Source organism: Salana multivorans (genome assembly GCF_003751805.1).
GTDB classification, from domain to species: Bacteria; Actinomycetota; Actinomycetes; order Actinomycetales; family Beutenbergiaceae; genus Salana; species Salana multivorans.
The window spans coordinates 2,240,787-2,264,197 of the sequence record NZ_RKHQ01000001.1; the positions used below are offsets into that span (position 1 = coordinate 2,240,787).

Consider the following 23,411-nt stretch of genomic DNA (forward strand, 5'->3'; position numbering starts at 1 on the left):
CGACGGTCGCCACCGAAAGGAATGCCATGGCGAGGCCCGACAAGGCGGCAGCCGTCGCAGAGCTCACCGAGCTCTTCCGCGGCTCCAGCGCTGCGGTGCTCACCGAGTACCGCGGCCTCACGGTCGCCCAGCTCAAGCAGCTGCGCAAGGCCCTCGGGGCCGAGGCGCAGTACGCCGTGGCGAAGAACACGCTGGCCGCGATCGCGGCGCGCGAGGCCGGTCTCGAGAGCTTCGCTGAGCAGCTCTCCGGCCCGAGCGCCATCGCCTTCGTCTCCGGGGACCCGGTGACGGCGGCCAAGGGTCTGCGTGACTTCGCCAAGGCGAACCCGGCACTGGTCGTCAAGGCCGGTGTGCTCGACGGCAAGGAGATCACTCCTGCCGAGATCACCGCACTCGCCGACCTGGAGTCGCGCGAGGTGCTGCTGGCCAAGGCGGCCGGTGCGATGAAGGCGAAGCTCTTCCAGGCTGCGTACGTCTTCACCGCTCCCGCGTCGCAGGCGGTCCGCACCATCGAGGCCCTGCGCGAGAAGCAGGCCGCTGCCTGATCCGTCCGGACAGGCAGACGTTTCACCCCACCTCTCGCGCAGCACGCGCAGAAGTCATCACAGGAAGGAACGCCCATCATGGCGAAGCTCACCGCTGACGAGCTCATCGACGCTTTCAAGGAGCTCACCCTCATCGAGCTCTCGGACTTCGTGAAGAAGTTCGAGGAGGTCTTCGAGGTCACGGCCGCCGCTCCGGCCGCCGTTGCCGTCCAGGCCGTTGCCGGCGCCTCCGACGCTCCCGCCGAGGAGGAGGAGAAGACCGAGTTCGACGTCATCCTCGAGGAGGTCGGCTCGCAGAAGATCGCCGTCATCAAGGAGGTGCGCGCCATCACGGGTCTCGGCCTGAAGGAGGCGAAGGACCTCGTCGACGGCGCTCCGAAGCCGGTCCTCGAGGCCGCCAACAAGGAGGCCGCGGACAAGGCCAAGGAGCAGCTCGAGGGCGCTGGCGCCAAGGTCACCATCAAGTGATCTGAGGCCACCTCAGCTCCACGCATCACGCAGCGGGGCCCGCACCGAAAGGTGCGGGCCCCGCTGTCGTTCGTCCAGAGGCCAGAGGCCAGAGGCCGGGGGCCGGGCCGGGCCGGTGACGCGGGGGCGATGCCGGTGGCCGTGGCGCGCGCCGTGGCCACCGTGGGGCCGGGTGTCCGAGGGCATGCGGGCCGGCGGTGGTCGCCGCCGTCACCGTGGCCACTGGAAATCCGGGCCGGTGGGGTGAGCCGGTGCGTGGGTAGCCACGGCGGACCGGACGGGCGGGGAGTGGCCGTGGGAGTGGCCGTGGGGTGGGCCGTGGCCACCGTGGCCACCGTGGCCACCGTGGCCACCGTGGGGCCGGGTGTCCGAGGGCATGCGGGCCGTCGGTGGTCAACGCGGCGTCCGTGGCCACCGTGGGGCCGGGTCGGCGGGGTGAGCCGGTGCGTGCGTGGCCACGGCGGACCGGACGGGCCGGGAGTGGTCGTGGCGTACGCGGTGGCCACCGTGGGGCCGGGTGTCCGAGGGCATGCGGGCCGGCGGGGGTCAACGCGGCGTCCGTGGCCACTGGAGGTCCGGGCCGGTGGGGTGAGCCGGTGCGTGCGTGGCCACGGCGAACTGGACGGGCCGGGAGCAGTCGTGGCGCGCGCCGTGGCCCCCGTGGCGCCGGGGCGTCCGAGCCCCCGCCGAGCCCCCAACGACCCGGAGTTGACCTGGCTTCCGCGCTCAGGTATGCTCGCGCTTTGCGCTGCCTTGTGCCCCCTCATCCCAGGAACACGTCGTGCTGCCCGCGGTTCGGTGCCGGATTCCGGCTCGGTCCCAGGCTGACAGACCACGTCCCGGGTGTCCAGGGAACCACGCGGCGGCGCGCGAGAACACCCTTTTCGTGGGGAAGGATCCCTCTTGGCTGCCTCGAGCAACCCTTCGATCGCTGACGCCATCGCCAACCGCACCGCTTCGCGAAGGGTTTCCTTCGCCAAGATCACGGAGCCCCTCCAGGCTCCCGACCTCCTCGGACTCCAGCTCGACAGCTTCGACTGGCTCCTCGGCAACGAGCGCTGGCAGGCGCGTGTCGAGGCCGCGGCGGAGCGCAACCAGCCCGTCCCGAGCACGTCGGGCCTCGAGGAGATCTTCGAGGAGATCTCTCCCATCGAGGACCTGGGCCAGTCCATGGAGCTCCGCTTCAAGGACCACCGCTTCGAGCCGCCGAAGTACACGGCCGAGGAGTGCAAGGAGAAGGACTTCACCTTCTCCGCGCCGCTCTTCGTCACGGCGGAGTTCACGAACTTCGTCACGGGCGAGATCAAGTCGCAGACCGTGTTCATGGGCGACTTCCCGCTCATGACCGACCGCGGCACGTTCATCATCAACGGCACCGAGCGCGTCGTCGTCTCGCAGCTCGTCCGCTCGCCCGGCGTCTACTTCGAGCGCATCGCCGACAAGACGTCCGACAAGGACGTGCTGTCGGTGAAGATGATCCCGAGCCGCGGCGCGTGGCTCGAGTTCGAGATCGACAAGCGCGACGCCGTCGGCGTGCGCATCGACCGCAAGCGCAAGCAGTCCGTCACCGTCTTCCTCAAGGCGCTCGGCCTCACCGAGGGCGAGATCCGCGAGCAGTTCGCCGACTTCCCCGTCGTGCTCGAAACGCTCGAGAAGGACACGGTCAAGACGCAGGACGAGGCGCTGCTCGACATCTACCGGAAGATCCGTCCGGGCGAGCCGCCGACCATCGAGGCCGGCCGCAACCTCCTCGACAACTTCTACTTCAACCCGAAGCGCTACGACCTCGCGAAGGTCGGCCGCTACAAGCTGAACAAGAAGCTCGGTCGCACCGCCCCGCTCTCGGACTCGGTGCTCACCCCCGAGGACATCGTCGCGACGATCAAGTACCTCGCGGCGCTGCACCGCGGCATCGACGAGGTCGACCTCGGCACCTCCGAGGCCCCGGCCGTCGTGCGCGTCGAGACGGACGACATCGACCACTTTGGCAACCGCCGCATCCGCGCGGTCGGCGAGCTCATTCAGAACCAGGTCCGCACGGGCCTGTCCCGGATGGAGCGCGTGGTCCGCGAGCGCATGACGACGCAGGACATCGAGGCGATCACGCCGCAGACGCTCATCAACATCCGGCCGGTCGTCGCCTCCATCAAGGAGTTCTTCGGCACGAGCCAGCTCTCCCAGTTCATGGACCAGAACAACCCCCTGGCGGGCCTCACGCACAAGCGTCGCCTGAGCGCCCTCGGCCCGGGTGGTCTGAGCCGTGACCGGGCGAGCATGGAGGTCCGTGACGTCCACCCGTCGCACTACGGCCGCATGTGCCCGATCGAGACCCCCGAGGGTCCGAACATCGGTCTCATCGGCTCGCTCGCGACGTACGCGCGGATCAACCCGTTCGGCTTCGTCGAGACGCCGTACCGCAAGGTGATCGACGGCGTCGTGACCGACGAGGTCGTCTACCTCACGGCCGACGACGAGGACCGTCACGTCATCGCGCAGGCCAACGCGCCGCTGACCGACGACAACACCTTCGCCGAGAAGAACGTCCTCGTCCGCGCCGGTGGTGAGGAGGCCGTCCTGGTCCCCGCCGACGAGGTGGACTACATGGACGTCTCCCCGCGCCAGATGGTGTCGGTCGCCACCGCGATGATCCCGTTCCTCGAGCACGACGACGCGAACCGCGCCCTCATGGGCGCGAACATGCAGCGCCAGGCGGTGCCGCTGGTCCGCTCCGAGGCCCCGCTCGTCGGGACCGGCATGGAGCGCCGCGCGGCGATCGACGCCGGCGACGTCATCGTCGCCCACACCCCCGGTGTGGTCACGGAGGTCTCGGCCGACGGGATCGTCGTCATGCACGACGACGGGACGCACTTCACCTACCGCGTCGCGAAGTTCCAGCGCTCCAACCAGGGCACGTCCTACAACCAGCGCGTGCTGGTCGACGAGGGCCAGCGCGTCGAGGTGGGCTCCGTGCTCGCCGACGGGCCGGCGACGGACGAGGGCGAGCTCGCGCTCGGCCGCAACCTCCTCGTCGGGTTCATGTCGTGGGAGGGCCACAACTACGAGGACGCCATCATCCTGAGCCAGCGGCTCGTCTCGGAGGACATCCTCTCCTCGATCCACATCGAGGAGCACGAGGTCGACGCCCGCGACACCAAGCTGGGTCCGGAGGAGATCACCCGCGACATCCCGAACGTCTCCGACGAGGTCCTCGCCGACCTCGACGAGCGCGGCATCGTCCGGATCGGTGCCGAGGTCGGGTCGGGCGACGTCCTGGTCGGCAAGGTCACGCCCAAGGGTGAGACCGAGCTGACGCCGGAGGAGCGCCTGCTCCGCGCCATCTTCGGGGAGAAGTCCCGCGAGGTGCGCGACACGTCCCTCAAGGTGCCGCACGGCGAGCAGGGCACGGTCATCGGCGTGCGCGAGTTCAACCGCGAGGACGGCGACGAGCTGCCCCCGGGGGTCAACCAGCTCGTCCGCGTCTACGTCGCCCAGCGCCGCAAGATCACGGACGGTGACAAGCTCGCCGGCCGTCACGGCAACAAGGGTGTCATCTCGAAGATCCTGCCCGTCGAGGACATGCCGTTCCTCGAGGACGGGACGCCGCTCGACGTCATCCTCAACCCGCTCGGCGTGCCCGGCCGCATGAACGTCGGCCAGGTCATGGAGACCCACCTCGGGTGGGTCGCCAAGAACGGCTGGGACGCGTCGCTCGACGGCGACGCCGGCAAGGACGGCGTCCCGGGCTGGGCGAAGCACCTGCCCGCCTCGGCCCTCGCGGCCGAGCCGGGCACGACGGTTGCGACGCCGGTCTTCGACGGTGTGCGCGAGGAGGAGCTCGCGGGTCTGCTCGACTCGACGCTCCGCACGCGCGACGGGGTCCAGCTGGTCAACTCCAGCGGCAAGGCGCGGCTGTTCGACGGCCGCTCCGGCGAGCCGTTCCCGGAGCCGATCTCGATCGGCTACATGTACATCCTCAAGCTGCACCACCTGGTGGACGACAAGATCCACGCGCGTTCCACCGGTCCGTACTCGATGATCACCCAGCAGCCGCTCGGTGGTAAGGCGCAGTTCGGTGGCCAGCGGTTCGGCGAGATGGAGGTGTGGGCCCTCGAGGCGTACGGCGCCGCCTACGCGCTGCAGGAGCTGCTCACCATCAAGTCGGACGACGTCCCGGGCCGCGTCAAGGTCTACGAGGCGATCGTCAAGGGCGAGAACATCCCCGAGCCGGGCATCCCCGAGTCCTTCAAGGTGCTCATCAAGGAGATGCAGTCGCTGTGCCTGAACGTCGAGGTCCTCTCGGCCGACGGCACGCTCATCGAGATGCGCGACACGGACGAGGAGGTCTACCGGGCCGCCGAGGAGCTCGGGATCGACCTGTCCCGCCGTCCTGACGCCAGCAACATCGACGAGATCTGATCCCGGGCGCGGTCCTGTCGGCGTCGCTCGACGACCCGACAGGACCCCCGACCGGCCGGCCGGCGCCTCGGACACGAGGCCCGGCGGCCGGGGATCGGATCCCACCCCATTCGATTGACCGGTGACACACCGAAGGAAGTAGGACACCTTGCTCGACGTCAACCTGTTCGACGAGCTGCGGATCGGCCTCGCGACGGCCGATGACGTGCGCACCTGGTCGCACGGCGAGGTCAAGAAGCCGGAGACGATCAACTACCGCACGCTCAAGCCCGAGAAGGACGGCCTGTTCTGCGAGCGCATCTTCGGTCCCACGCGGGACTGGGAGTGCTCGTGCGGCAAGTACAAGCGCGTGCGCTTCAAGGGCATCGTCTGCGAGCGCTGCCAGGTCGAGGTGACGCGCTCGAAGGTCCGCCGTGAGCGGATGGGCCACATCGAGCTCGCGGCGCCCGTGACGCACATCTGGTACTTCAAGGGCGTCCCCTCGCGCCTCGGGTACCTGCTCGACCTCGCCCCGAAGGACCTGGAGAAGGTCATCTACTTCGCGGCGCACATGATCACGGCCGTCGACGCCGAGCGTCGTTCGCAGGACCTCGCGTCGCTGCAGAACGAGATCGACATCGAGAAGGCGCAGATCACCAAGCGGCTCGACGGCGACATCTCCGAGCGGACCAAGAAGCTCGAGTCCGACCTGGCCGAGCTCGAGGCCGAGGGCGCCAAGGCCGACGTGCGCAAGAAGGTGCAGCAGTCCGCCGAGCGCGAGATGCAGCAGCTGCGCAACCGGTCCAAGCAGGAGACCGAGCGTCTCGAGCGCGTCTGGGACCGGTTCAAGAACCTCAAGGTCGCCGACCTCGAGGGCGACGAGATGCTCTACCGCGAGCTCGAGGCGCGCTACGGCTCGTACTTCGAGGGTGCGATGGGCGCCGAGGCGATCAAGCGTCGCCTCGAGACCTTCGACCTCGAGGCCGAGGCCGAGACGCTGCGCGAGATCATCCGCACGGGCAAGGGCCAGCGCAAGACCCGCGCCCTCAAGCGGCTCAAGGTCGTCAACGCGTTCCTCACGACGACGAACTCCCCGCTCGGCATGGTGCTCGACTGCATCCCGGTGATCCCGCCGGACCTGCGCCCGATGGTCCAGCTCGACGGTGGCCGCTTCGCGACCTCCGACCTGAACGACCTGTACCGCCGCGTCATCAACCGGAACAACCGGCTCAAGCGTCTGCTCGACCTCGGCGCGCCCGAGATCATCGTGAACAACGAGAAGCGGATGCTCCAGGAGGCCGTCGACGCGCTGTTCGACAACGGCCGCCGCGGCCGCCCGGTCACGGGCCCCGGCAACCGCCCGCTCAAGTCCATCTCGGACATGCTCAAGGGCAAGCAGGGGCGCTTCCGCCAGAACCTGCTCGGCAAGCGCGTCGACTACTCGGGCCGCTCGGTCATCGTCGTCGGCCCGCAGCTCAAGCTGCACCAGTGCGGTCTGCCCAAGCAGATGGCGCTCGAGCTGTTCAAGCCGTTCGTGATGAAGCGTCTCGTCGACCTCAACCACGCGCAGAACATCAAGAGCGCCAAGCGGATGGTCGAGCGCGCGCGTCCCGTCGTGTGGGACGTGCTCGAGGAGGTCATCACGGAGCACCCGGTGCTGCTCAACCGCGCACCCACGCTGCACCGTCTCGGCATCCAGGCGTTCGAGCCCCAGCTCGTCGAGGGCAAGGCGATTCACCTGCACCCGCTCGTCTGCGCGGCGTTCAACGCCGACTTCGACGGCGACCAGATGGCCGTCCACCTGCCCCTGAGCGCCGAGGCGCAGGCCGAGGCCCGCATCCTCATGCTCTCGAGCAACAACATCCTCAAGCCGTCGGACGGTCGTCCGGTGACCATGCCGTCGCAGGACATGATCATCGGTCTGTTCCACCTCACGTCCGACCGTGAGGACGCAAAGGGCGCCGGCCGCTCGTTCTCCTCGATCGCCGAGGCGATCATGGCGTTCGACGCCGGGGAGCTGGACCTGAACGCCGAGATCAAGGTCCTCATGGACGACCTCGTGCCGCCGGTCGGCTACGAGGCGCCGGAGGGCTGGGAGAGCGGCGACACGATCCTCTTCGGGACGACGCTGGGCCGCGCGCTGTTCAACGAGACCCTCCCGGTCGACTACCCGTACGTCAACGGGGTCGTCGGCAAGAAGGAGCTCTCGGTCATCGTCAACGACCTGGCCGAGCGCTACCCGAAGGTGGAGGTGGCCGCGAGCCTCGACGCCCTCAAGGCGGCGGGGTTCCAGTGGGCGACCCGCTCGGGCCTCACCATCGCGTTCTCCGACGTCGTGCCCCCGGACACCAAGCCGGAGATCCTCGACCGGTACGAGGACGCGGCCGCGAAGGTCCAGGCGCAGTTCGACCTGGGTCTCATCACGGACGAGGAGCGTCGCAGCGAGCTCATCGACATCTGGACCAAGGCGACCGACGAGGTCGACGAGGCGATGCGCGCCAACTTCCCGACGCGCAACACCATCCAGCGGATGGTCACCTCGGGTGCTCGTGGTAACTGGATGCAGGTCCGCCAGATCGCCGGTATGCGCGGCCTCGTGGCGAACCCGAAGGGTGAGATCATCCCGCGTCCGATCACCTCGAACTACCGCGAGGGCCTCTCGGTGCTCGAGTACTTCATCGCGACGCACGGCGCCCGCAAGGGTCTGGCCGACACCGCTCTGCGGACGGCCGACTCGGGCTACCTCACGCGCCGCCTCGTCGACGTCTCCCAGGACGTCATCATCCGCGAGGAGGACTGCGGCACCGAGCGCGGCCTCGTCATGACGATCGCGGAGAAGGACTCCACCGGCAAGGCCTACCGGGCCGAGACGGTCGAGACCTCGGCCTACGCACGGACCCTCGCGGTCGACGTGGTGGGCGAGGACGGCGAGGTGCTCGCGAACGCGGGCGAGGACGTCGGCGACGTCGTCATCGAGAAGCTCGTCGAGCACGGGATCGAGACCATCAAGGTCCGCTCCGTCCTCACCTGCGCCTCGCGGGTCGGCACGTGCGCGATGTGCTACGGCCGCTCGCTGGCCACGGGCAAGCTCGTCGACGTCGGCGAGGCGGTCGGCATCATCGCCGCCCAGTCCATCGGCGAGCCCGGCACCCAGCTGACGATGCGGACGTTCCACACCGGTGGTGTGGCGGCGGCCGAGGACATCACGCAGGGTCTGCCGCGCGTCCAGGAGCTGTTCGAGGCCCGCACCCCCAAGGGTGAGGCCCCGATCTCCGAGGCCGCCGGCCGCGTCCGGATCGACGACACGGAGCGCACGCGCAAGCTCGTCGTGACGCCCGACGACGGCAGCGAGGAGCTGGCCTACCCGGTCTCCAAGCGCTCGCGGCTGCTCATCTCCGACGGCGACCACGTCGCGGTCGGGCAGCAGCTCGTCGCCGGTGCGGTCGACCCCAAGAAGGTGCTGCGCATCCTCGGCCCGCAGGCCGTGCAGAAGCACCTCGTTCAGCAGGTCCAGGAGACCTACCGGAGCCAGGGCGTCGACATCCACGACAAGCACATCGAGGTCATCGTCCGGCAGATGCTGCGTCGCGTGACCGTGCTCGACTCGGGTGACTCCGACCTGCTGCCGGGTGAGCTCGCCGAGCGCTCCCGGTTCGAGGAGGAGAACCGCCGCGTCGTCTCCGAGGGCGGCACGCCGGCCTCGGGCCGCCCGGAGCTCATGGGGATCACCAAGGCGTCGCTCGCCACGGACTCCTGGCTCTCGGCCGCCTCCTTCCAGGAGACGACCAAGGTGCTCACCGAGGCCGCGATGTCGGGTCGCTCCGACTCGCTGCTCGGCCTCAAGGAGAACGTCATCCTCGGTAAGCTCATCCCCGCCGGGACGGGCCTTCCGCGGTACCGCGACGTGTCGGTCGAGCCGACCGAGGAGGCGAAGGCCGAGCTGTACCCGGCCTTCGGCTACGACGACATCGAGTACCTGCCGATGTCCTACGAGACCGGCTCCGGCGAGGCGATCGCCCTCGAGGAGCTCGACCTCGGTCGCGGCTTCGACGACTACCGCTGACGCGTCGCGCCGCGCTCGGCACGGCGTGCGCCCAGCACGAACGGCGGGCCGCCACCCCACGGGGTGGCGGCCCGCCGTTCGTGTAGCCTCGCCGACAGTCGCGCGCCACGGTCGGGCGGCGACGACCGGGCGGGGAGGAGCACCATGACGACGGTCGATCCCGAGGCGCTCGTGACCGCGGGCAGCCAGGTCCTGGGGCACTCCGTCTCCCTGGGGACGGCGTGGCAGGACGGGTCCGCGACCATCGTGGGTCTTGCCACGGCCGCGGCCGGGTTCTCCGCCGGGAGCACCGCGGCCGGCGCCGCCGTCATCTCGGCGCACGTCGGGTGCTCCGAGGCCGCCGACTCGGCGCTCGACACCCTGCGGGCCGTGCTCGAGGTGGCCGCCGACAGCCTCTACACGTGCGGGTTCGGCTACGGCAGCACGGACGAGGACGCGGCGGCGAGATTCGAGCAGCGATGAGCCAGGGCCTCTGGGACCTGCGCGCCGACCCCGGGCAGATCGAGACGGCGGCCACGGCGTGGTCGGACGTCGCGCGCAGCGTGAGCACCGTGGCCGACGGCGCGCGCGCCGACATGGCGAACCCGCTGGAGACCTGGGAGGGGGAGGCGGCGGACGCGTACGACGAGCGCCGGCGCGCGCTCGTCCGGGACCTCGACGAGGCGGCGGACATCGCGGCCGCCCTCGCGCGGACGATGCAGAGCGTCGCCGGAACGGTGACGGCGGCCCAGGGACGCCTCGACTCGAGCTGGGGTGACGTCATGAGCTTCGAGCGCCGGGTCCTGTCCGACGGCAGCCTGTGGTTCGTCACCGAGACCGAGGAGGACCAGGCCATCGTGCGCTCGGCCGTCACGGCGGCCGAGGGCGTACGGGCGGAGCTGGACGGCTCGCTCGTCGCCCTCGAGGGTGAGGTCGCCTCGGCCACGGCGCGCTGGGACGCGCTCACGCAGACCTGGTGGAGCTTCACCCTTGGCGGGTCGTTCTTCGACCCGGGCGACGAGCTGGACCTGACCGGCATCGGCATCGTCGAGATCGACGGCGCGATCATGCTGCGCGGCGGCGAGGGCGACGAGCGCATCACCGTGACGATCGACCCGGAGACCGGGGAGCAGATCGTCACCGTCACGAAGCTCTCCTTCAGCACCGTCGACGGTGAGCGCGTGATGACCGAGGGGGAGTCGCGCACCTTCCGCCTGCCAGCCGGCGAGGAGCTCGTGCTCCACGGCGGCGGTGGGAACGACATCATCACGCTGCCGCGGGACTCGCGGCTGCGGTTCACCGCGCTCGGCGGCGAGGGGGCGGACATCATCACGGGCGGCGGGGGTCGCGACCGCCTCTTCGGCCTCGGGGGCGAGGACGTCATCAAGGCGGGCGGTGGCGGTGACTACGTCTCGGGCGGCGCCGAGGCCGACTACCTCGACGGCCAGGGTGGTGACGACCGCATCTTCGGCGGCGAGGGCCGGGACACGCTCTACGGGCTCGGCGGGGACGACCACCTCAGCGGCGGCCGCGACGAGGACTTCCTCGAGGGCGGTGCCGGCAACGACGTGCTCTCGGGAGGCCACGGCGCCGACGTGCTCTCCGGCGGTCGCGGCAGGGACGAGATCTCGGGCGGTGCGGGCGACGACGTCAGCTACGGCGGTCTTGGCGAGGACCGGACCATCGGCGGTACGGGCCGGGACACGAGCCACGACGACCGGCGGGCGGATGGCTCGACCAACGAGGTCAACGTCAACCTCCAGATCCCCGCGGACACCGAGCACATCACGATCACCGGGTCGCCGGAGTTCATCGAGCGCGTGAGGGCCGATCTCGACCTCCTGCGCTCCTCACCGACCGGGCAGCAGTTGCTCGCCAACCTCTCGGAGAAGTACGACGACTCGGGGAGCTGGTTCTTCGGGCTCGGTCGGAAGTCGCTGGACATCCGCGAGCTCGTCCCGGCCGACGAGCACGGCGGACAGGGCGACCCCTGGTACGAGAACTCCTACGCCAACGGGAGCGGCAACCCCCACGTGATCCAGTACCTTCCGTCGATCGACGACTTCCGCGGTGCTCCTCCCGTCGTCGTCCTCCAGCACGAGATGGGTCACGCCTACGACTACATCAACGGCTCCTACGATCCCGACTGGATGTACGAGGGCGCCGACGCCCAGGACCACGGCATCCGCGTCGCGGAGCGGCAGGCCACCGGGCTCCCCATCGATCACGACCGCGACCCGAGCACACCCGAGATCATCGATCCGCGCCATCCGCTCGCCACCACCGAGAACGGGCTGCGCGACGAGATGGGACTGCCGACGAGGGAGCACTACCGGTGAGGCGGGTCCGGGGGAGCGGGCGGCGGCGCCCCCGCGTCGTCGTCCTTGGCGGTCTCGCGGCGCTGGCCTCGCTGGCGGCCGTCGTCGCCGGGTGCGGCGGCGGTGGCGGACGCCTCCCGCACGAGCGGTGGCCGGCGGGCGACGTCACGCTCACCATCGCCTCGGCGAGCGTCGAGCCGGGCGCCGGTTCCGGTGCGCTCCGGCTCGGGCTCGAGCTCCGCAACGACTCCGGCGGCGACCTGTGGGTGCCGCAGGCGAACCGGGTGGTGGTGGCCGACGCGACGACGCCGGGTGGGGTCCTCGTCGTCGACCGGGTGCTCGGGCAGGCCGAGCTCGACGCGATCAGCTGGGTGCAGGACCCCGGGCCGTCCAGCGCCGACCGGCTCGGACCCGGGGCGACGGAGCTCGTCCGCGCGCCGGGGATCCCGCTCGCCGGCCGGTCGGACGACCCGGGCCGGTGGTCGCGGGGCGCGCCCGACCCGGTGCGCGCGGTCCGGTACTGCCTCGCGGTCGTGCCGGCCTCCGTCGTCGCCGACGCGGGGTACGACGTCTCGGGGGAGACGCTCGACTACCCGTGGGACGACGGCTGGTGGGCGTCCCGGGTGCGACTGGTGTGCAGCAACGCGATCGAGCTCGCCGAGCCGGTCGCGCTCGACTGGGAGACCGGTTCGGGCTGACGGGCCGAGCCGTCCGCCGGTTGACGTGGAGGCCCCGTCGGCGTACTGTGTCCTGCGGTGCCCGCACAGGCGGGCTCTTGCGTGCGCGTGATTCCGCTCCTTGACGTTACCCCCGGCTCGACCGAGGGCGTCGGTCGGGATCACTGAGTGGCAGCGACCACCGGCGCCCACCCGAGACGAGTCTCGTCCCGTGTGCGCCCGAGCACACGCGTGGGCCCACCGGTGCGGGAGAAACGACCACTGAGTCAATCTCTCGAGACGGAGACGTAGTGCCTACCATTCAGCAGCTGGTCCGCAAGGGCCGTGCGCCCAAGACCACCAGCTCCAAGACCCCGGCGCTCAAGGGTTCGCCCCAGCGCCGCGGCGTGTGCACCCGCGTGTACACCACGACCCCGAAGAAGCCGAACTCGGCGCTGCGCAAGGTTGCTCGCGTGAAGCTGTCGAGCGGCATCGAGGTCACGGCGTACATCCCGGGCGTCGGCCACAACCTCCAGGAGCACTCGATCGTGCTCGTGCGCGGCGGTCGTGTGAAGGACCTTCCCGGTGTCCGCTACAAGATCGTGCGTGGCGCGCTCGACACGCAGGGCGTGCGCGGCCGTCAGCAGGCCCGCAGCCGTTACGGCGCCAAGAAGGAGAAGAAGTAATGCCTCGTAAGGGCCCCGCACCCAAGCGCCCCGTCGTCGTCGACCCGGTCTACGGCTCGCCGACGGTCTCTCAGCTCGTCAACCGCGTGCTCCTCGACGGCAAGAAGTCCGTCGCCGAGCGCATCGTGTACGACGCCCTCGAGGGCGTCCGCGAGAAGACGCAGCAGGACCCCGCCGCCGTGCTCAAGCGCGCGCTCGACAACGTCCGTCCGTCGCTCGAGGTGAAGTCCCGCCGCGTCGGTGGCTCCACCTACCAGGTCCCGGTCGAGGTCCGCCCCGCCCGCGCCACGGCGCTGGCGATGCGCTGGCTCGTCGACTACTCGCGTCAGCGTCGCGAGAAGACGATGACCGAGCGCCTCATGAACGAGATCCTCGACGCGTCGAACGGTCTCGGCGCCGCGGTCAAGCGCCGCGAGGACACGCACAAGATGGCCGAGTCCAACCGGGCGTTCGCGCACTACCGCTGGTGAGCCGGGCCGGCGACGGCGCTCGGCCCCCGGCCGCGTCGTCGCTGCCCGCCCCGCGGACCCTCCGGTCCGCCACCCGCCTCCCGCACCGTCGGCCAGAAGCCGGCGGTGCACCCGAATCGCTCATACCGAACAGAAACGAGCACCTGTGGCACTCGACGTGCTGACCGACCTGAACAAGGTCCGCAACATCGGCATCATGGCGCACATCGACGCCGGCAAGACCACGACGACCGAGCGGATCCTCTTCTACACGGGCGTCAACTACAAGATCGGCGAGACCCACGACGGCGCCTCGACGACCGACTGGATGGAGCAGGAGAAGGAGCGGGGGATCACCATCACCTCCGCCGCCGTCACCTGCTTCTGGAACGGCAACCAGATCAACATCATCGACACCCCCGGCCACGTGGACTTCACGGTCGAGGTGGAGCGCAGCCTCCGCGTGCTCGATGGTGCCGTCGCCGTCTTCGACGGCAAGGAGGGCGTCGAGCCCCAGTCGGAGACGGTGTGGCGCCAGGCCGACAAGTACGACGTCCCGCGCATCTGCTTCGTCAACAAGATGGACAAGCTGGGCGCCGACTTCTACTTCACGGTCGACACCATCAAGTCGCGCCTCGGCGCGCGTCCGCTGGTGATCCAGCTCCCGATCGGTGCCGAGAGCACGTTCGAGGGCGTCGTCGACCTGGTCGAGATGCGCGCGCTCCTGTGGCGCGGCGAGACGGCCATGGGTGCGAACTACACGGTCGAGGAGATCCCGGCCGACCTCAAGGAGCGGGCGGAGCAGTACCACGCCGAGCTCGTCGAGGCCGTCGCCGAGACCGACGAGGAGCTGCTCGAGAAGTACCTCGGCGGCGAGGAGCTGACGGTCGCCGAGATCAAGTCCGGCATCCGCAAGCTCACCGTCACCTCCGAGGCCTACCCGGTGCTGTGCGGCTCGGCCTTCAAGAACAAGGGCGTCCAGCCCATGCTCGACGCGGTCATCGACTACCTGCCGAGCCCGCTCGACGTCCCCGCCGTCCAGGGTCACGACGTGCGCGACGAGGAGATCATCCTCGAGCGCGCGGCGTCCCTCGACGCCCCGTTCTCGGCGCTCGCCTTCAAGATCGCCGTGCACCCGTTCTTCGGCAAGCTCACCTTCGTGCGCATCTACTCCGGTCGCGTGACGCCCGGCCAGCAGATCCTCAACGCCACCAAGGGCAAGAAGGAGCGCGTCGGCAAGCTCTTCCAGATGCACGCGAACAAGGAGAACCCGGTCGAGGAGGCCACCGCCGGGCACATCTACGCGTTCATCGGCCTCAAGGACACCACCACGGGTGACACGCTGTGCGCGCTCGACGCCCCGGTCGTGCTCGAGTCCATGACGTTCCCGGACCCGGTCATCGAGGTGGCCATCGAGCCCAAGACCAAGGGTGACCAGGAGAAGCTGGGCACGGCGATCCAGAAGCTGGCCGAGGAGGACCCGACGTTCCAGGTCCAGCTCGACCAGGAGACCGGCCAGACCGTCATCAAGGGCATGGGCGAGCTCCACCTCGACATCCTCGTCGACCGCATGCGTCGTGAGTTCAAGGTCGAGGCGAACGTCGGCAAGCCGCAGGTCGCGTACCGCGAGACGATCCGTCGCGCGGTCGAGAAGCTCGACTACACGCACAAGAAGCAGACGGGTGGCTCGGGCCAGTTCGCGAAGGTCCAGGTGACCTTCGAGCCGCTGGAGACGACCGACGGCCAGGTGTACGAGTTCACCAACGCCGTCACGGGTGGCCGCGTCCCGCGCGAGTACATCCCGAGCGTCGATCACGGCATCCAGGACGCCATGCAGTCCGGCGTCCTGGCGGGCTTCCCGGTCGTCGGCGTCAAGGCGACGCTGGTCGACGGCGCCGCGCACGACGTCGACTCCTCGGAGATGGCGTTCAAGATCGCCGGCTCGATGGCGTTCAAGGAGGGCATGCGCAGGGCCGACCCGGCGCTGCTCGAGCCCGTCATGGACGTCGAGGTGCGGACGCCCGAGGAGTACATGGGCGACGTCATCGGCGACCTCAACTCCCGGCGTGGCATGATCCAGTCGATGAACGACGCGTCGGGCGTTAAGGTTGTCCGCGCACTGGTTCCGCTGTCCGAGCTCTTCGGCTACATCGGTGACCTGCGGTCGAAGACCCAGGGTCGCGCGGTGTACTCGATGCAGTTCGACAGCTACGCCGAGGTTCCTCGGAACGTCGCCGAGGAGATCATCAAGAAGACCCGGGGCGAGTAGTCCCACGGGGCGCCAGCTCCACCCAGCACCACACCAACCAGACCCGTAGGGACACCGCGGCGGACCTCCGCACGGTGCAGCAACTACCAGAGTTCCAGGAGGAACCCCAGTGGCTAAGGCCAAGTTCGAGCGGACCAAGCCGCACGTCAACATCGGCACGATCGGTCACGTCGACCACGGCAAGACGACGCTGTCGGCGGCGATCTCCAAGGTCCTGCACGACAAGTACCCGGACCTCAACCCGGTGTTCGCGTTCGACGAGATCGACAAGGCGCCGGAGGAGAAGCAGCGCGGTATCACGATCAACATCGCGCACATCGAGTACCAGACGGAGAAGCGTCACTACGCTCACGTCGACGCTCCCGGTCACGCCGACTACATCAAGAACATGATCACGGGTGCGGCGCAGATGGACGGCGCCATCCTCGTGGTCGCCGCGACCGACGGTCCGATGGCCCAGACGCGCGAGCACGTCCTGCTCGCCCGCCAGGTCGGCGTCCCGTACCTCCTCGTCGCGCTCAACAAGTCCGACATGGTCGACGACGAGGAGATCCTCGAGCTCGTCGAGATGGAGGTGCGTGAGCTCCTCTCCGCGCAGGGCTTCGACGGCGACAACGCCCCCGTCGTCCGCGTGTCGGGCCTCAAGGCGCTCGAGGGCGACCCGGAGTGGACCAAGTCCATCGAGGAGCTCATGAACGCCGTGGACGAGAACGTCCCGGAGCCCGAGCGCGACATGGACAAGCCGTTCCTCATGCCGATCGAGGACGTCTTCACGATCACCGGTCGTGGCACGGTCGTCACCGGCAAGGTCGAGCGCGGCAAGCTCCCGATCAACTCCGAGGTCGAGATCGTCGGTCTGCGCGCCCCGCAGAAGACCACGGTCACGGGCATCGAGATGTTCCACAAGCAGATGGACGAGGCGTGGGCCGGCGAGAACTGCGGTCTGCTCCTGCGCGGCACCAAGCGTGACGACGTCGAGCGCGGCCAGGTCGTCGTGAAGCCGGGGTCCGTGACCCCGCACACGAAGTTCGAGGGCCAGGCGTACATCCTCAAGAAGGACGAGGGTGGCCGTCACAACCCGTTCTACACGAACTACCGCCCGCAGTTCTACATCCGCACGACGGACGTCACCGGCGTCATCTCCCTGCCCGAGGGCACCGAGATGGTCCTGCCCGGCGACACCACCGAGATGACGGTCGAGCTCATCCAGCCGATCGCCCTCGAGGAGGGTCAGGGCTTCGCCATCCGCGAGGGTGGCCGCACGGTCGGTTCGGGCACGGTCACCAAGATCCTCGCCTGATCGTCCGATCAGCCTGGTGATCACGGCGTGATCACGGCGTGAGGTCCTCCCCGGAGGAATGACGCACAGAAGGGCCCCGGGAGCTTCGGCTCCCGGGGCCCTTCGTCGTCCCCGGCCGTCGTCGTTCCCGCCGCGGGTGGTGCCGGGGAGGCGTGCCGTGGTACGGTTACCTAGTTGGGTAGGTAACCAGAGGGGAAGTGGGCGATGCTCGACGAGAGCCGACCGATCTTCCTCCAGGTCGCCGAGGCGGTGGAGGACTCCATCGTCTCGGGGGCGCTGGCGGAGGAGGGGCGCGCGCCGTCGACCAACGAGCTCGTCGCCTTCTACCGGATCAACCCGGCGACCGCGGCCAAGGGCATCGGCCTCCTCGTCGAGAAGGGCGTGCTGTACAAGCAGCGCGGCATCGGGATGTTCGTGGCGACGGGGGCGCGCGCCGCGCTGCTCGCGGAGCGCCGCGCCGCCCTGGTCGAGCGGTACGTCGACCCGCTGCTCGGCGAGGCGCGCACCCTCGGTCTCACCGCCGCCGACGTCGTCGAGCTCGTCCGGGCTCGCGGCTCGTCGCTCCCCACGCACGACACCCCGCACACTCCGGAAGGACAGGCATCATGACGGCGGTCATCGAGGTCGAGCACCTCACCAAGCGGTACGGCACGACCCTCGCGCTCGACGACGTCTCGCTCTCCCTGGAGCCGAACGCGATCTACGGGCTCCTGGGACGCAACGGCGCGGGCAAGACGACGCTGATGTCGATCCTCACCGCCCAGGCGTTCGCCACCTCGGGCTCGGTCCGGGTGTTCGGCGAGGAGCCGTACGAGAACGCGCGGGTGCTGCAGCGCGTGTGCTTCGTCCGGGAGAGCCAGCGCTACCCCGAGGACGCCACGCCGGCCCACGCGTTCGCGATCGCCCGGCTGTTCTTCCCCCGCTGGGACGAGGACCTGGCGCGCGAGCTGGTCGCGGAGTTCCGGCTCCCGCTCGACAAGCGGATCAAGAAGCTCTCCCGCGGCCAGCTCTCCAGCGTCGGGGTGATCCTCGGGCTCGCGAGCCGCGCCGAGCTGACCTTCTTCGACGAGCCCTACCTCGGGCTCGACGCCGTCGCCCGCCAGGTGTTCTACGACCGGCTGCTCGAGGACTACGCCGAGCACCCGCGCACGATCGTCCTGTCCTCGCACCTCATCGACGAGGTCGCCTCGCTCATCGAGCGCGTCGTGCTGCTCGACGGCGGGCGCGTCCTGCTCGACGAGCCGACCGACGACCTGCGCGGCCGCGCGGCCACGATCGTCGGCGACGCCGACGCGGTCGAGCGGTTCGTCGCCGGCCGGGAGGTGATCGGCCGCGAGCGGCTCGGGCACGTGCTGGCCGCCACCGTGTACGGCGCGCTGAGCGCCGATGACCGGGTCCGGCTCCGCGAGCTCGGGCTCGACGTCTCGCCCGTCTCCCTGCAGCAGCTCGTGGTCCGGACCACCCGGACCGCCGAGGAAGGAGCACTCCGATGAGTCGCACGCTCAACGTCGTCAAGATGCAGCTCGTCAACCGCGAGACGCTCGTCTGGGTCCCGCTCCTCGTGCTCGGCGGCGCCTTCGTGCTGACCTACGCCGTCTACGCCATCGTGCGCAGCGCCGGTGCGGACGGGCCGCTGGTCGGCGGGGGAGCGCAGGCGCCGCTGTGGTACTTCCTCGTGGTCGGCATCCAGTCGCTCACGCTCACGTTCCCCTTCTCGCAGGCGATGAGCGTGACCCGGCGCGAGTTCTACACCGGGTCGCTGCTCGCCGCGCTCGGCGGCTCCGCTCTGCTCGCGGTCGTGTTCGTCGTCATCGGCCTGGTCGAGGACGCGACGGACGGGTTCGGGCTGGGCGGTGTGTTCGCCCGGCTGCCGGGCCTGTGGGACGAGGGCATCCCGCTGGCGTTCGCGTTCTACCTCGTCATGGCGATGCTCGCCTTCGTGACCGGGTTCCTCGCCGCGACGGTGTTCAAGAGGTTCGGCACGCTGTGGCTCGTCGTCGGGCTGCTGGCGGTCGCCGCCGTGCTCGTGCTCGCGGTCTGGCTCATCACCAGCACGGGGAGCTGGGGGTCGGTCGGGCGGTGGATCGTCGGCCAGGGGTGGGCCGGCATGGTCGGCTGGGGCGCGCTGCTGGTGGTGGTGCTCGCCGGGCTGGCGTACCTGCCGCTGCGGCGGACCGTGCCCTGAGGCGCGGCTGCCGGCGGGCCCCTGCCATCTCTGGCCGTCTCGCTGCTCGCCGTGGCCACGGTGGTGCCGGGTCGGGCTGACGTCCCGGCCCCGTGGTGGCCACGGCTACCGCGGTGGCCCCCGCGCCACCGGATCACCGCGCCGCCGCGCCACCGGCGCACCCTCGCCACCCTGGACCGCCTCGCACCTCGCCGTGGCCACGGCGGTGCTGGGTCGGGCTGAGGTCCCGGTCCCGTGGTGGCCACGGCTCCCGCGGTGGCCCCCGCACCACCGGCGCACCCTCGCCACCCTGGACCGCCTCGCACCTCGCCGTGGCCACGGCGGTGCCGGGTCGGGCTGAGGTCCCGGTCCCGTGGTGGCCACGGCTCCCGCGGTGGCCCCCGCACCACCGGCTCGCCGGTCAGACTCGGCGCCACGGTGGCCCTGGCGGTCCCGGGACATCGGGGTCGACCGTTGTCCCCAGCCACGGCTTGGGCTCGAACACGAGGTGTCGTCCACAGGCCGCCGGCGTGGGAGCGTCGCTTCGGCTTTCCTCGGGTCATGACGACGCAGCCACTCGCTCGACTCCGTACCGCCCAGCTCGCGCTCACCCCCGAGGGCCAGCCGCTGGACGGGCGCGCCAAGCGCATCCCCAGGGTCGTCCTCGACGTCGCCAGCTCCCAGCTGGGTCTCGTGTCGCGCCGTCAGCTCCTCGAGTGCGGCGTTCCGCCGGGTCGCATCGCTCGCCATGTCGGCGCCGGCCGCTGGGCCGAGATCGTCGACGGGGTGTACCTCGTCCTGCCAGAGGCTGTCGAGGACCGGGACTGGCGGGCCACCACCGAGCAGCGTGCGCAGATCGCAGTGCTGTGGTCGGGGCCCCACGTCGTGCCCTCGGCCTTCGCCGCCCTCACGCTCGCCGGGATCGACGGTGCGCCGCTCGACTTCGTCCCGGAGGTGGCGTGTCGACCTCCCGCCCGGCTGCGGTCGCGTCCTGGCCTGCGGGTGCGACGGGTCCGGACGGACCGCGAGAGCCCCAGGCACCCCGGTCTGCTGCGGCTCTGGGAGGACCTGACGGTCGTCGCCCCCGCGTTCGCGATCGCGCAGGTGGCGCGACTCTGCGATCGCGACACGCTGGTGAGCATCCTCGACAGCGCGCTTCATGTGGGGCGGATCGGGACCGGCGACCTCGATCGCATCGCCACGCTCGTCCTCGCCGGTCGTCCAGGCGCGCGGGTGTTCCGCGAGGCGAGGGCGCTGGTCGACCATCGAGCCGAGTCGCCGTTCGAGACGCGCGCTCGCCTGCAGTGCCGTGACCACGGTGTCCCGCCGGACGACCTCCAGCGGCGGGTACGAGATCAGACCGGACGGGTGGTCGCTCGCTGCGACCTCGTGTGGGAGCTCGGTGGTGGGCGGCTTCTCGTCGTCGAGCTGGATGGTGAGCATCACCGACGGGACGCCGGCATCGAGCGCGACAACGCCCGCGATCGCGCGCTCGTCGCACTCGGTCACCGGGTGCTCCACTTCGCGTGGGAGGACCTCGCGACGGGAGTGATCTGGCGGCTCGTCCTGACGATCCTTGCGGAGGAAGGTCGCCTGATCGCCCCAGCCGTGGCTTGATCGTTGGCCACGGCGCGTCTGGTGGCCAGGGGGCAACCGGGTCCGGTCAGCAATCCGGTCCTGGGGTGGCCACGGCGGATCCGGTAGCTACGAGTGGACCGGGCGGGGGCGGCGACCCGGTTGCACGGTGGTCACGGCGGGTGGACGGCCACGGCGGATCCGGTGGCTACGAGTAGACCGGGCGGGGACGGCAACCCGGGTGCAGGGTGGCCACGGCGGATCGGGTGGACGCTGCGAGCGCGGTGGCCACGGGGCGACCGGGTCGGGTCGGCGATCCGGTTCTGGGGGTGGCCACGGTGGAGCTGGTGGCCACGGGGCAACCGGGTCGGGACCGCGATCCGGTTGCAGGGTGGCCGCGGTGGAGCTGGTGGCCACGGGGCAACCGGGTCGGGACCGCGATCCGGTTGCAGGGTGGCCACGGCGGATCCGGTGGCCGCGGCAGTCCGCCCATCGGCGCCCCCGACGGCCCACGGCCGGGGTGAGGTGGGTCACCGTCGCCGGGTGGTCAACGGAGTTGGCCGAAACCCGAGGCGTGTGGCAGACTGTTCAGGTTGCCTCGTGGGAACGAGGCTCGTGCGTGCGCGCTGGACGTGCAGACGGCGAGATCGACTGGCCTGAGAAATGGCCGGCGTGGTCATGCCGCCGGCTGCTCCCAGGCGTCGCGCTCGGGCCTTGGGCCCGGCAGTCATTGACTGAGCGGCAACCATCCGGCCGACCGGACCTCACCGAGGGCCGCAGGCCAAGACCCCGACTCGAGTACCGGCTCGCACGCGCGAGTGTGCGGCGCTGGGGTGGGACGCAAAGGCGACACGCCCGAGCGCGGGGGTCGGTCAAGCAGTTCACGAGCGGTAACGACGAGAGAGAGTCAGACAGCCATGGCGGGACAGAAGATCCGCATCCGGCTCAAGTCCTACGACCACGAGGTCATCGACAGCTCGGCGCGGAAGATCGTCGACACGGTGACCCGGGCCGGTGCGACGGTGGTTGGCCCCGTGCCGCTGCCGACGGAGAAGAACGTGTTCTGTGTGATCCGTTCTCCCCACAAGTACAAGGACAGCCGCGACCACTTCGAGATGCGGACGCACAAGCGCCTCATCGACATCATCGACCCGACGCCGAAGGCCGTCGACTCGCTCATGCGTCTCGACCTGCCGGCCGACGTCAACATCGAGATCAAGCTCTGAGGTTTCCCATCATGACTTCCACCACTTCCAGCGTGACCGCGCTGCTCGGGACGAAGCTCGGGATGACCCAGGTCTGGAACGAGGCCGGGAAGCTCGTCCCGGTCACCGTCGTCCAGGTCGGGACGAACGTCGTGTCGGCCATCCGCACGCCCGAGACCGACGGCTACAGCGCCGTGCAGCTTGCCTTCGGGCAGATCGACCCGCGCAAGGTCACGAAGCCCCTCCAGGGCCACTTCGCCAAGGCCGGCATCACGCCGCGCCGTCACGTCGCCGAGATCCGCACGGCCGACGCCTCCGACTTCACGCCCGGCCAGGAGCTCGGCGCCGACGTCTTCGAGGTCGGCCAGAAGATCGACGTCATCGGCACGACCAAGGGCAAGGGCACCGCTGGTGTCATGAAGCGCCACGGCTTCGCCGGCGTCTCCGCCTCCCACGGTGCGCACCGCAACCACCGCAAGCCCGGCTCGATCGGTGGGGCGTCCACGCCCGCCCGCGTCTTCCGCGGCCTGCGCATGGCCGGCCGCATGGGCCACGAGCGCGCGACCATCCAGAACCTGACCATCCAGGCCGTCGACGCCGCGAAGGGCCTCCTGCTCATCGCTGGCCCCGTGCCGGGCCCCAAGGGCTCGCTCGTCGTCGTCCGCAGCGCCGTGAAGGGGGCCTGAGATGACCACGATCGCCGTCATCGACGCCGCTGGCAAGAAGGCCGGTACGGCCGAGCTGCCCGCCGAGGTCTTCGACGTCACCACGAACATCCCGCTCATCCACCAGGTCGTCGTCGCCCAGCTCGCTGCCGCGCGCCAGGGCACGCACAAGACGAAGACCCGCGGTGAGGTTCGCGGTGGCGGCAAGAAGCCGTACAAGCAGAAGGGCACCGGCCGCGCCCGTCAGGGCTCGACCCGCGCGCCGCAGTTCGCCGGCGGTGGTGTCGTCCACGGCCCGACGCCGCGCGACTACAGCCAGCGCACCCCCAAGAAGATGAAGGCCGCCGCCCTGCGTGGCGCGCTCTCGGACCGCGCTCGCGCGAACCGCGTCCACGTCGTCGAGGGCTTCGGCCTCGAGGCGCCGTCGACGAAGGCCGCGCTCGCCGTGCTCCGCGCTGCGTCGCGGGCCCCGCGCATCCTCGCCGTCGTCTCGCGCGACGACGACCTCGCGTGGCTCAGCCTTCGCAACGTCCCGGAGATCCACCTCATCTCCCCGGACCAGCTCAACACCTACGACGTCCTCGTCAACGACGACGTCGTGTTCACCTCGTCCGCCCTCGCCTCGTTCCTGAGCGAGCCGGTCGAGCTCAAGGCTGAGGAGGCTGCCAAGTGAG

18 protein-coding genes are annotated in these 23,411 nt (G+C 70.2%); all 18 read left to right on the forward strand.

Annotated elements, in window-relative coordinates; translation table 11 throughout:
- The first annotated feature begins 26 nt into the window (after positions 1-26).
- The 18 genes from rplJ to rplD all read left to right on the forward strand — a co-directional run bounded on the left by rplJ (position 27) and on the right by rplD (position 23,410).
- Positions 27-545 (forward strand): 50S ribosomal protein L10, encoded by a 519-nt coding sequence (rplJ, locus tag EDD28_RS09550; protein ID WP_123739391.1) that lies wholly within the window; start codon positions 27-29, stop codon positions 543-545.
- A 78-nt stretch (positions 546-623) separates the two neighbouring features.
- The gene (gene rplL, locus EDD28_RS09555; protein ID WP_123739392.1) at positions 624-1,013 is read left to right on the forward strand and encodes a 50S ribosomal protein L7/L12; all 390 of its coding nucleotides are present in this window, start codon (positions 624-626) and stop codon (positions 1,011-1,013) included.
- Positions 1,014-1,916: 903 nt separating this feature from the next.
- Complete coding sequence (rpoB, locus tag EDD28_RS09560; protein ID WP_123739393.1) at positions 1,917-5,429, forward strand: DNA-directed RNA polymerase subunit beta; 3,513 nt, start codon at positions 1,917-1,919, stop codon at positions 5,427-5,429.
- 148 nt (positions 5,430-5,577) lie between these two features.
- Positions 5,578-9,471 (forward strand): DNA-directed RNA polymerase subunit beta', encoded by a 3,894-nt coding sequence (locus EDD28_RS09565; RefSeq protein WP_123739394.1) that lies wholly within the window; start codon positions 5,578-5,580, stop codon positions 9,469-9,471.
- Between the two features lie 144 nt (positions 9,472-9,615).
- Complete coding sequence (locus EDD28_RS09570) at positions 9,616-9,933, forward strand: hypothetical protein (protein WP_123739395.1); 318 nt, start codon at positions 9,616-9,618, stop codon at positions 9,931-9,933.
- Entirely contained in the window at positions 9,930-11,789 is a 1,860-nt protein-coding gene (locus EDD28_RS09575) for a M91 family zinc metallopeptidase (protein ID WP_123739396.1), read from the forward strand. The genes EDD28_RS09570 and EDD28_RS09575 overlap by 4 nt, the downstream gene beginning before the upstream one ends.
- A complete protein-coding gene (locus tag EDD28_RS09580; protein WP_123739397.1) occupies positions 11,786-12,466 on the forward strand; it encodes a hypothetical protein in 681 nt (226 codons plus the stop codon). Before EDD28_RS09575 ends, EDD28_RS09580 begins: the two co-directional genes overlap by 4 nt.
- Positions 12,467-12,735: 269 nt before the next feature.
- Positions 12,736-13,110 (forward strand): 30S ribosomal protein S12, encoded by a 375-nt coding sequence (gene rpsL / locus EDD28_RS09585; protein WP_123739398.1) that lies wholly within the window; start codon positions 12,736-12,738, stop codon positions 13,108-13,110.
- Positions 13,110-13,580 carry a 30S ribosomal protein S7 gene (gene rpsG / locus EDD28_RS09590; RefSeq protein WP_123739399.1) on the forward strand — a complete coding sequence of 157 codons (471 nt, stop codon included), beginning with the start codon at positions 13,110-13,112 and terminating at the stop codon, positions 13,578-13,580. Before rpsL ends, rpsG begins: the two co-directional genes overlap by 1 nt.
- A 145-nt stretch (positions 13,581-13,725) precedes the next feature.
- Positions 13,726-15,828, forward strand: coding sequence for an elongation factor G (fusA, locus tag EDD28_RS09595; RefSeq protein WP_123739400.1), 2,103 nt, complete (start codon positions 13,726-13,728; stop codon positions 15,826-15,828).
- Between the two features lie 109 nt (positions 15,829-15,937).
- Entirely contained in the window at positions 15,938-17,128 is a 1,191-nt protein-coding gene (tuf, locus tag EDD28_RS09600) for an elongation factor Tu (RefSeq protein WP_123739401.1), read from the forward strand.
- 204 nt (positions 17,129-17,332) lie between these two features.
- A complete protein-coding gene (locus EDD28_RS09605; RefSeq protein ID WP_123739402.1) occupies positions 17,333-17,737 on the forward strand; it encodes a GntR family transcriptional regulator in 405 nt (134 codons plus the stop codon).
- A complete protein-coding gene (locus tag EDD28_RS09610) occupies positions 17,734-18,621 on the forward strand; it encodes an ABC transporter ATP-binding protein (protein ID WP_123739403.1) in 888 nt (295 codons plus the stop codon). Before EDD28_RS09605 ends, EDD28_RS09610 begins: the two co-directional genes overlap by 4 nt.
- Positions 18,618-19,313, forward strand: coding sequence for a hypothetical protein (locus tag EDD28_RS09615; RefSeq protein ID WP_123739404.1), 696 nt, complete (start codon positions 18,618-18,620; stop codon positions 19,311-19,313). The genes EDD28_RS09610 and EDD28_RS09615 overlap by 4 nt, the downstream gene beginning before the upstream one ends.
- A gap of 540 nt (positions 19,314-19,853) precedes the next feature.
- Entirely contained in the window at positions 19,854-20,909 is a 1,056-nt protein-coding gene (locus EDD28_RS09620; RefSeq protein ID WP_123739405.1) for a type IV toxin-antitoxin system AbiEi family antitoxin domain-containing protein, read from the forward strand.
- Between the two features lie 875 nt (positions 20,910-21,784).
- Positions 21,785-22,093 (forward strand): 30S ribosomal protein S10, encoded by a 309-nt coding sequence (gene rpsJ, locus EDD28_RS09625; protein WP_015883628.1) that lies wholly within the window; start codon positions 21,785-21,787, stop codon positions 22,091-22,093.
- An 11-nt stretch (positions 22,094-22,104) separates the two neighbouring features.
- A complete protein-coding gene (rplC, locus tag EDD28_RS09630) occupies positions 22,105-22,758 on the forward strand; it encodes a 50S ribosomal protein L3 (protein WP_123739406.1) in 654 nt (217 codons plus the stop codon).
- A 1-nt stretch (position 22,759) separates the two neighbouring features.
- Complete coding sequence (rplD, locus tag EDD28_RS09635) at positions 22,760-23,410, forward strand: 50S ribosomal protein L4 (RefSeq protein WP_123739407.1); 651 nt, start codon at positions 22,760-22,762, stop codon at positions 23,408-23,410.
- The last annotated feature ends 1 nt before the right edge of the window (position 23,411 follow it).

Excerpts from the sequence above, each read along its gene's own strand:
- rpsJ (WP_015883628.1), top strand. The coding sequence starts at position 21,785 with ATGGCGGGACAGAAGATCCGCATCCGGCTCAAGTCCTACGACCACGAG.
- rplL (WP_123739392.1), top strand. The coding sequence starts at position 624 with ATGGCGAAGCTCACCGCTGACGAGCTCATCGACGCTTTCAAGGAGCTC.
- rpsG (WP_123739399.1), top strand. The coding sequence starts at position 13,110 with ATGCCTCGTAAGGGCCCCGCACCCAAGCGCCCCGTCGTCGTCGACCCG.
- EDD28_RS09615 (WP_123739404.1), top strand. The coding sequence starts at position 18,618 with ATGAGTCGCACGCTCAACGTCGTCAAGATGCAGCTCGTCAACCGCGAG.
- EDD28_RS09570 (WP_123739395.1), top strand. The coding sequence starts at position 9,616 with ATGACGACGGTCGATCCCGAGGCGCTCGTGACCGCGGGCAGCCAGGTC.
- EDD28_RS09620 (WP_123739405.1), top strand. The coding sequence starts at position 19,854 with ATGACGACGCAGCCACTCGCTCGACTCCGTACCGCCCAGCTCGCGCTC.
- EDD28_RS09605 (WP_123739402.1), top strand. The coding sequence starts at position 17,333 with ATGCTCGACGAGAGCCGACCGATCTTCCTCCAGGTCGCCGAGGCGGTG.
- rplC (WP_123739406.1), top strand. The coding sequence starts at position 22,105 with ATGACTTCCACCACTTCCAGCGTGACCGCGCTGCTCGGGACGAAGCTC.
- rplD (WP_123739407.1), top strand. The coding sequence starts at position 22,760 with ATGACCACGATCGCCGTCATCGACGCCGCTGGCAAGAAGGCCGGTACG.
- EDD28_RS09610 (WP_123739403.1), top strand. The coding sequence starts at position 17,734 with ATGACGGCGGTCATCGAGGTCGAGCACCTCACCAAGCGGTACGGCACG.
- EDD28_RS09575 (WP_123739396.1), top strand. The coding sequence starts at position 9,930 with ATGAGCCAGGGCCTCTGGGACCTGCGCGCCGACCCCGGGCAGATCGAG.
- rplJ (WP_123739391.1), top strand. The coding sequence starts at position 27 with ATGGCGAGGCCCGACAAGGCGGCAGCCGTCGCAGAGCTCACCGAGCTC.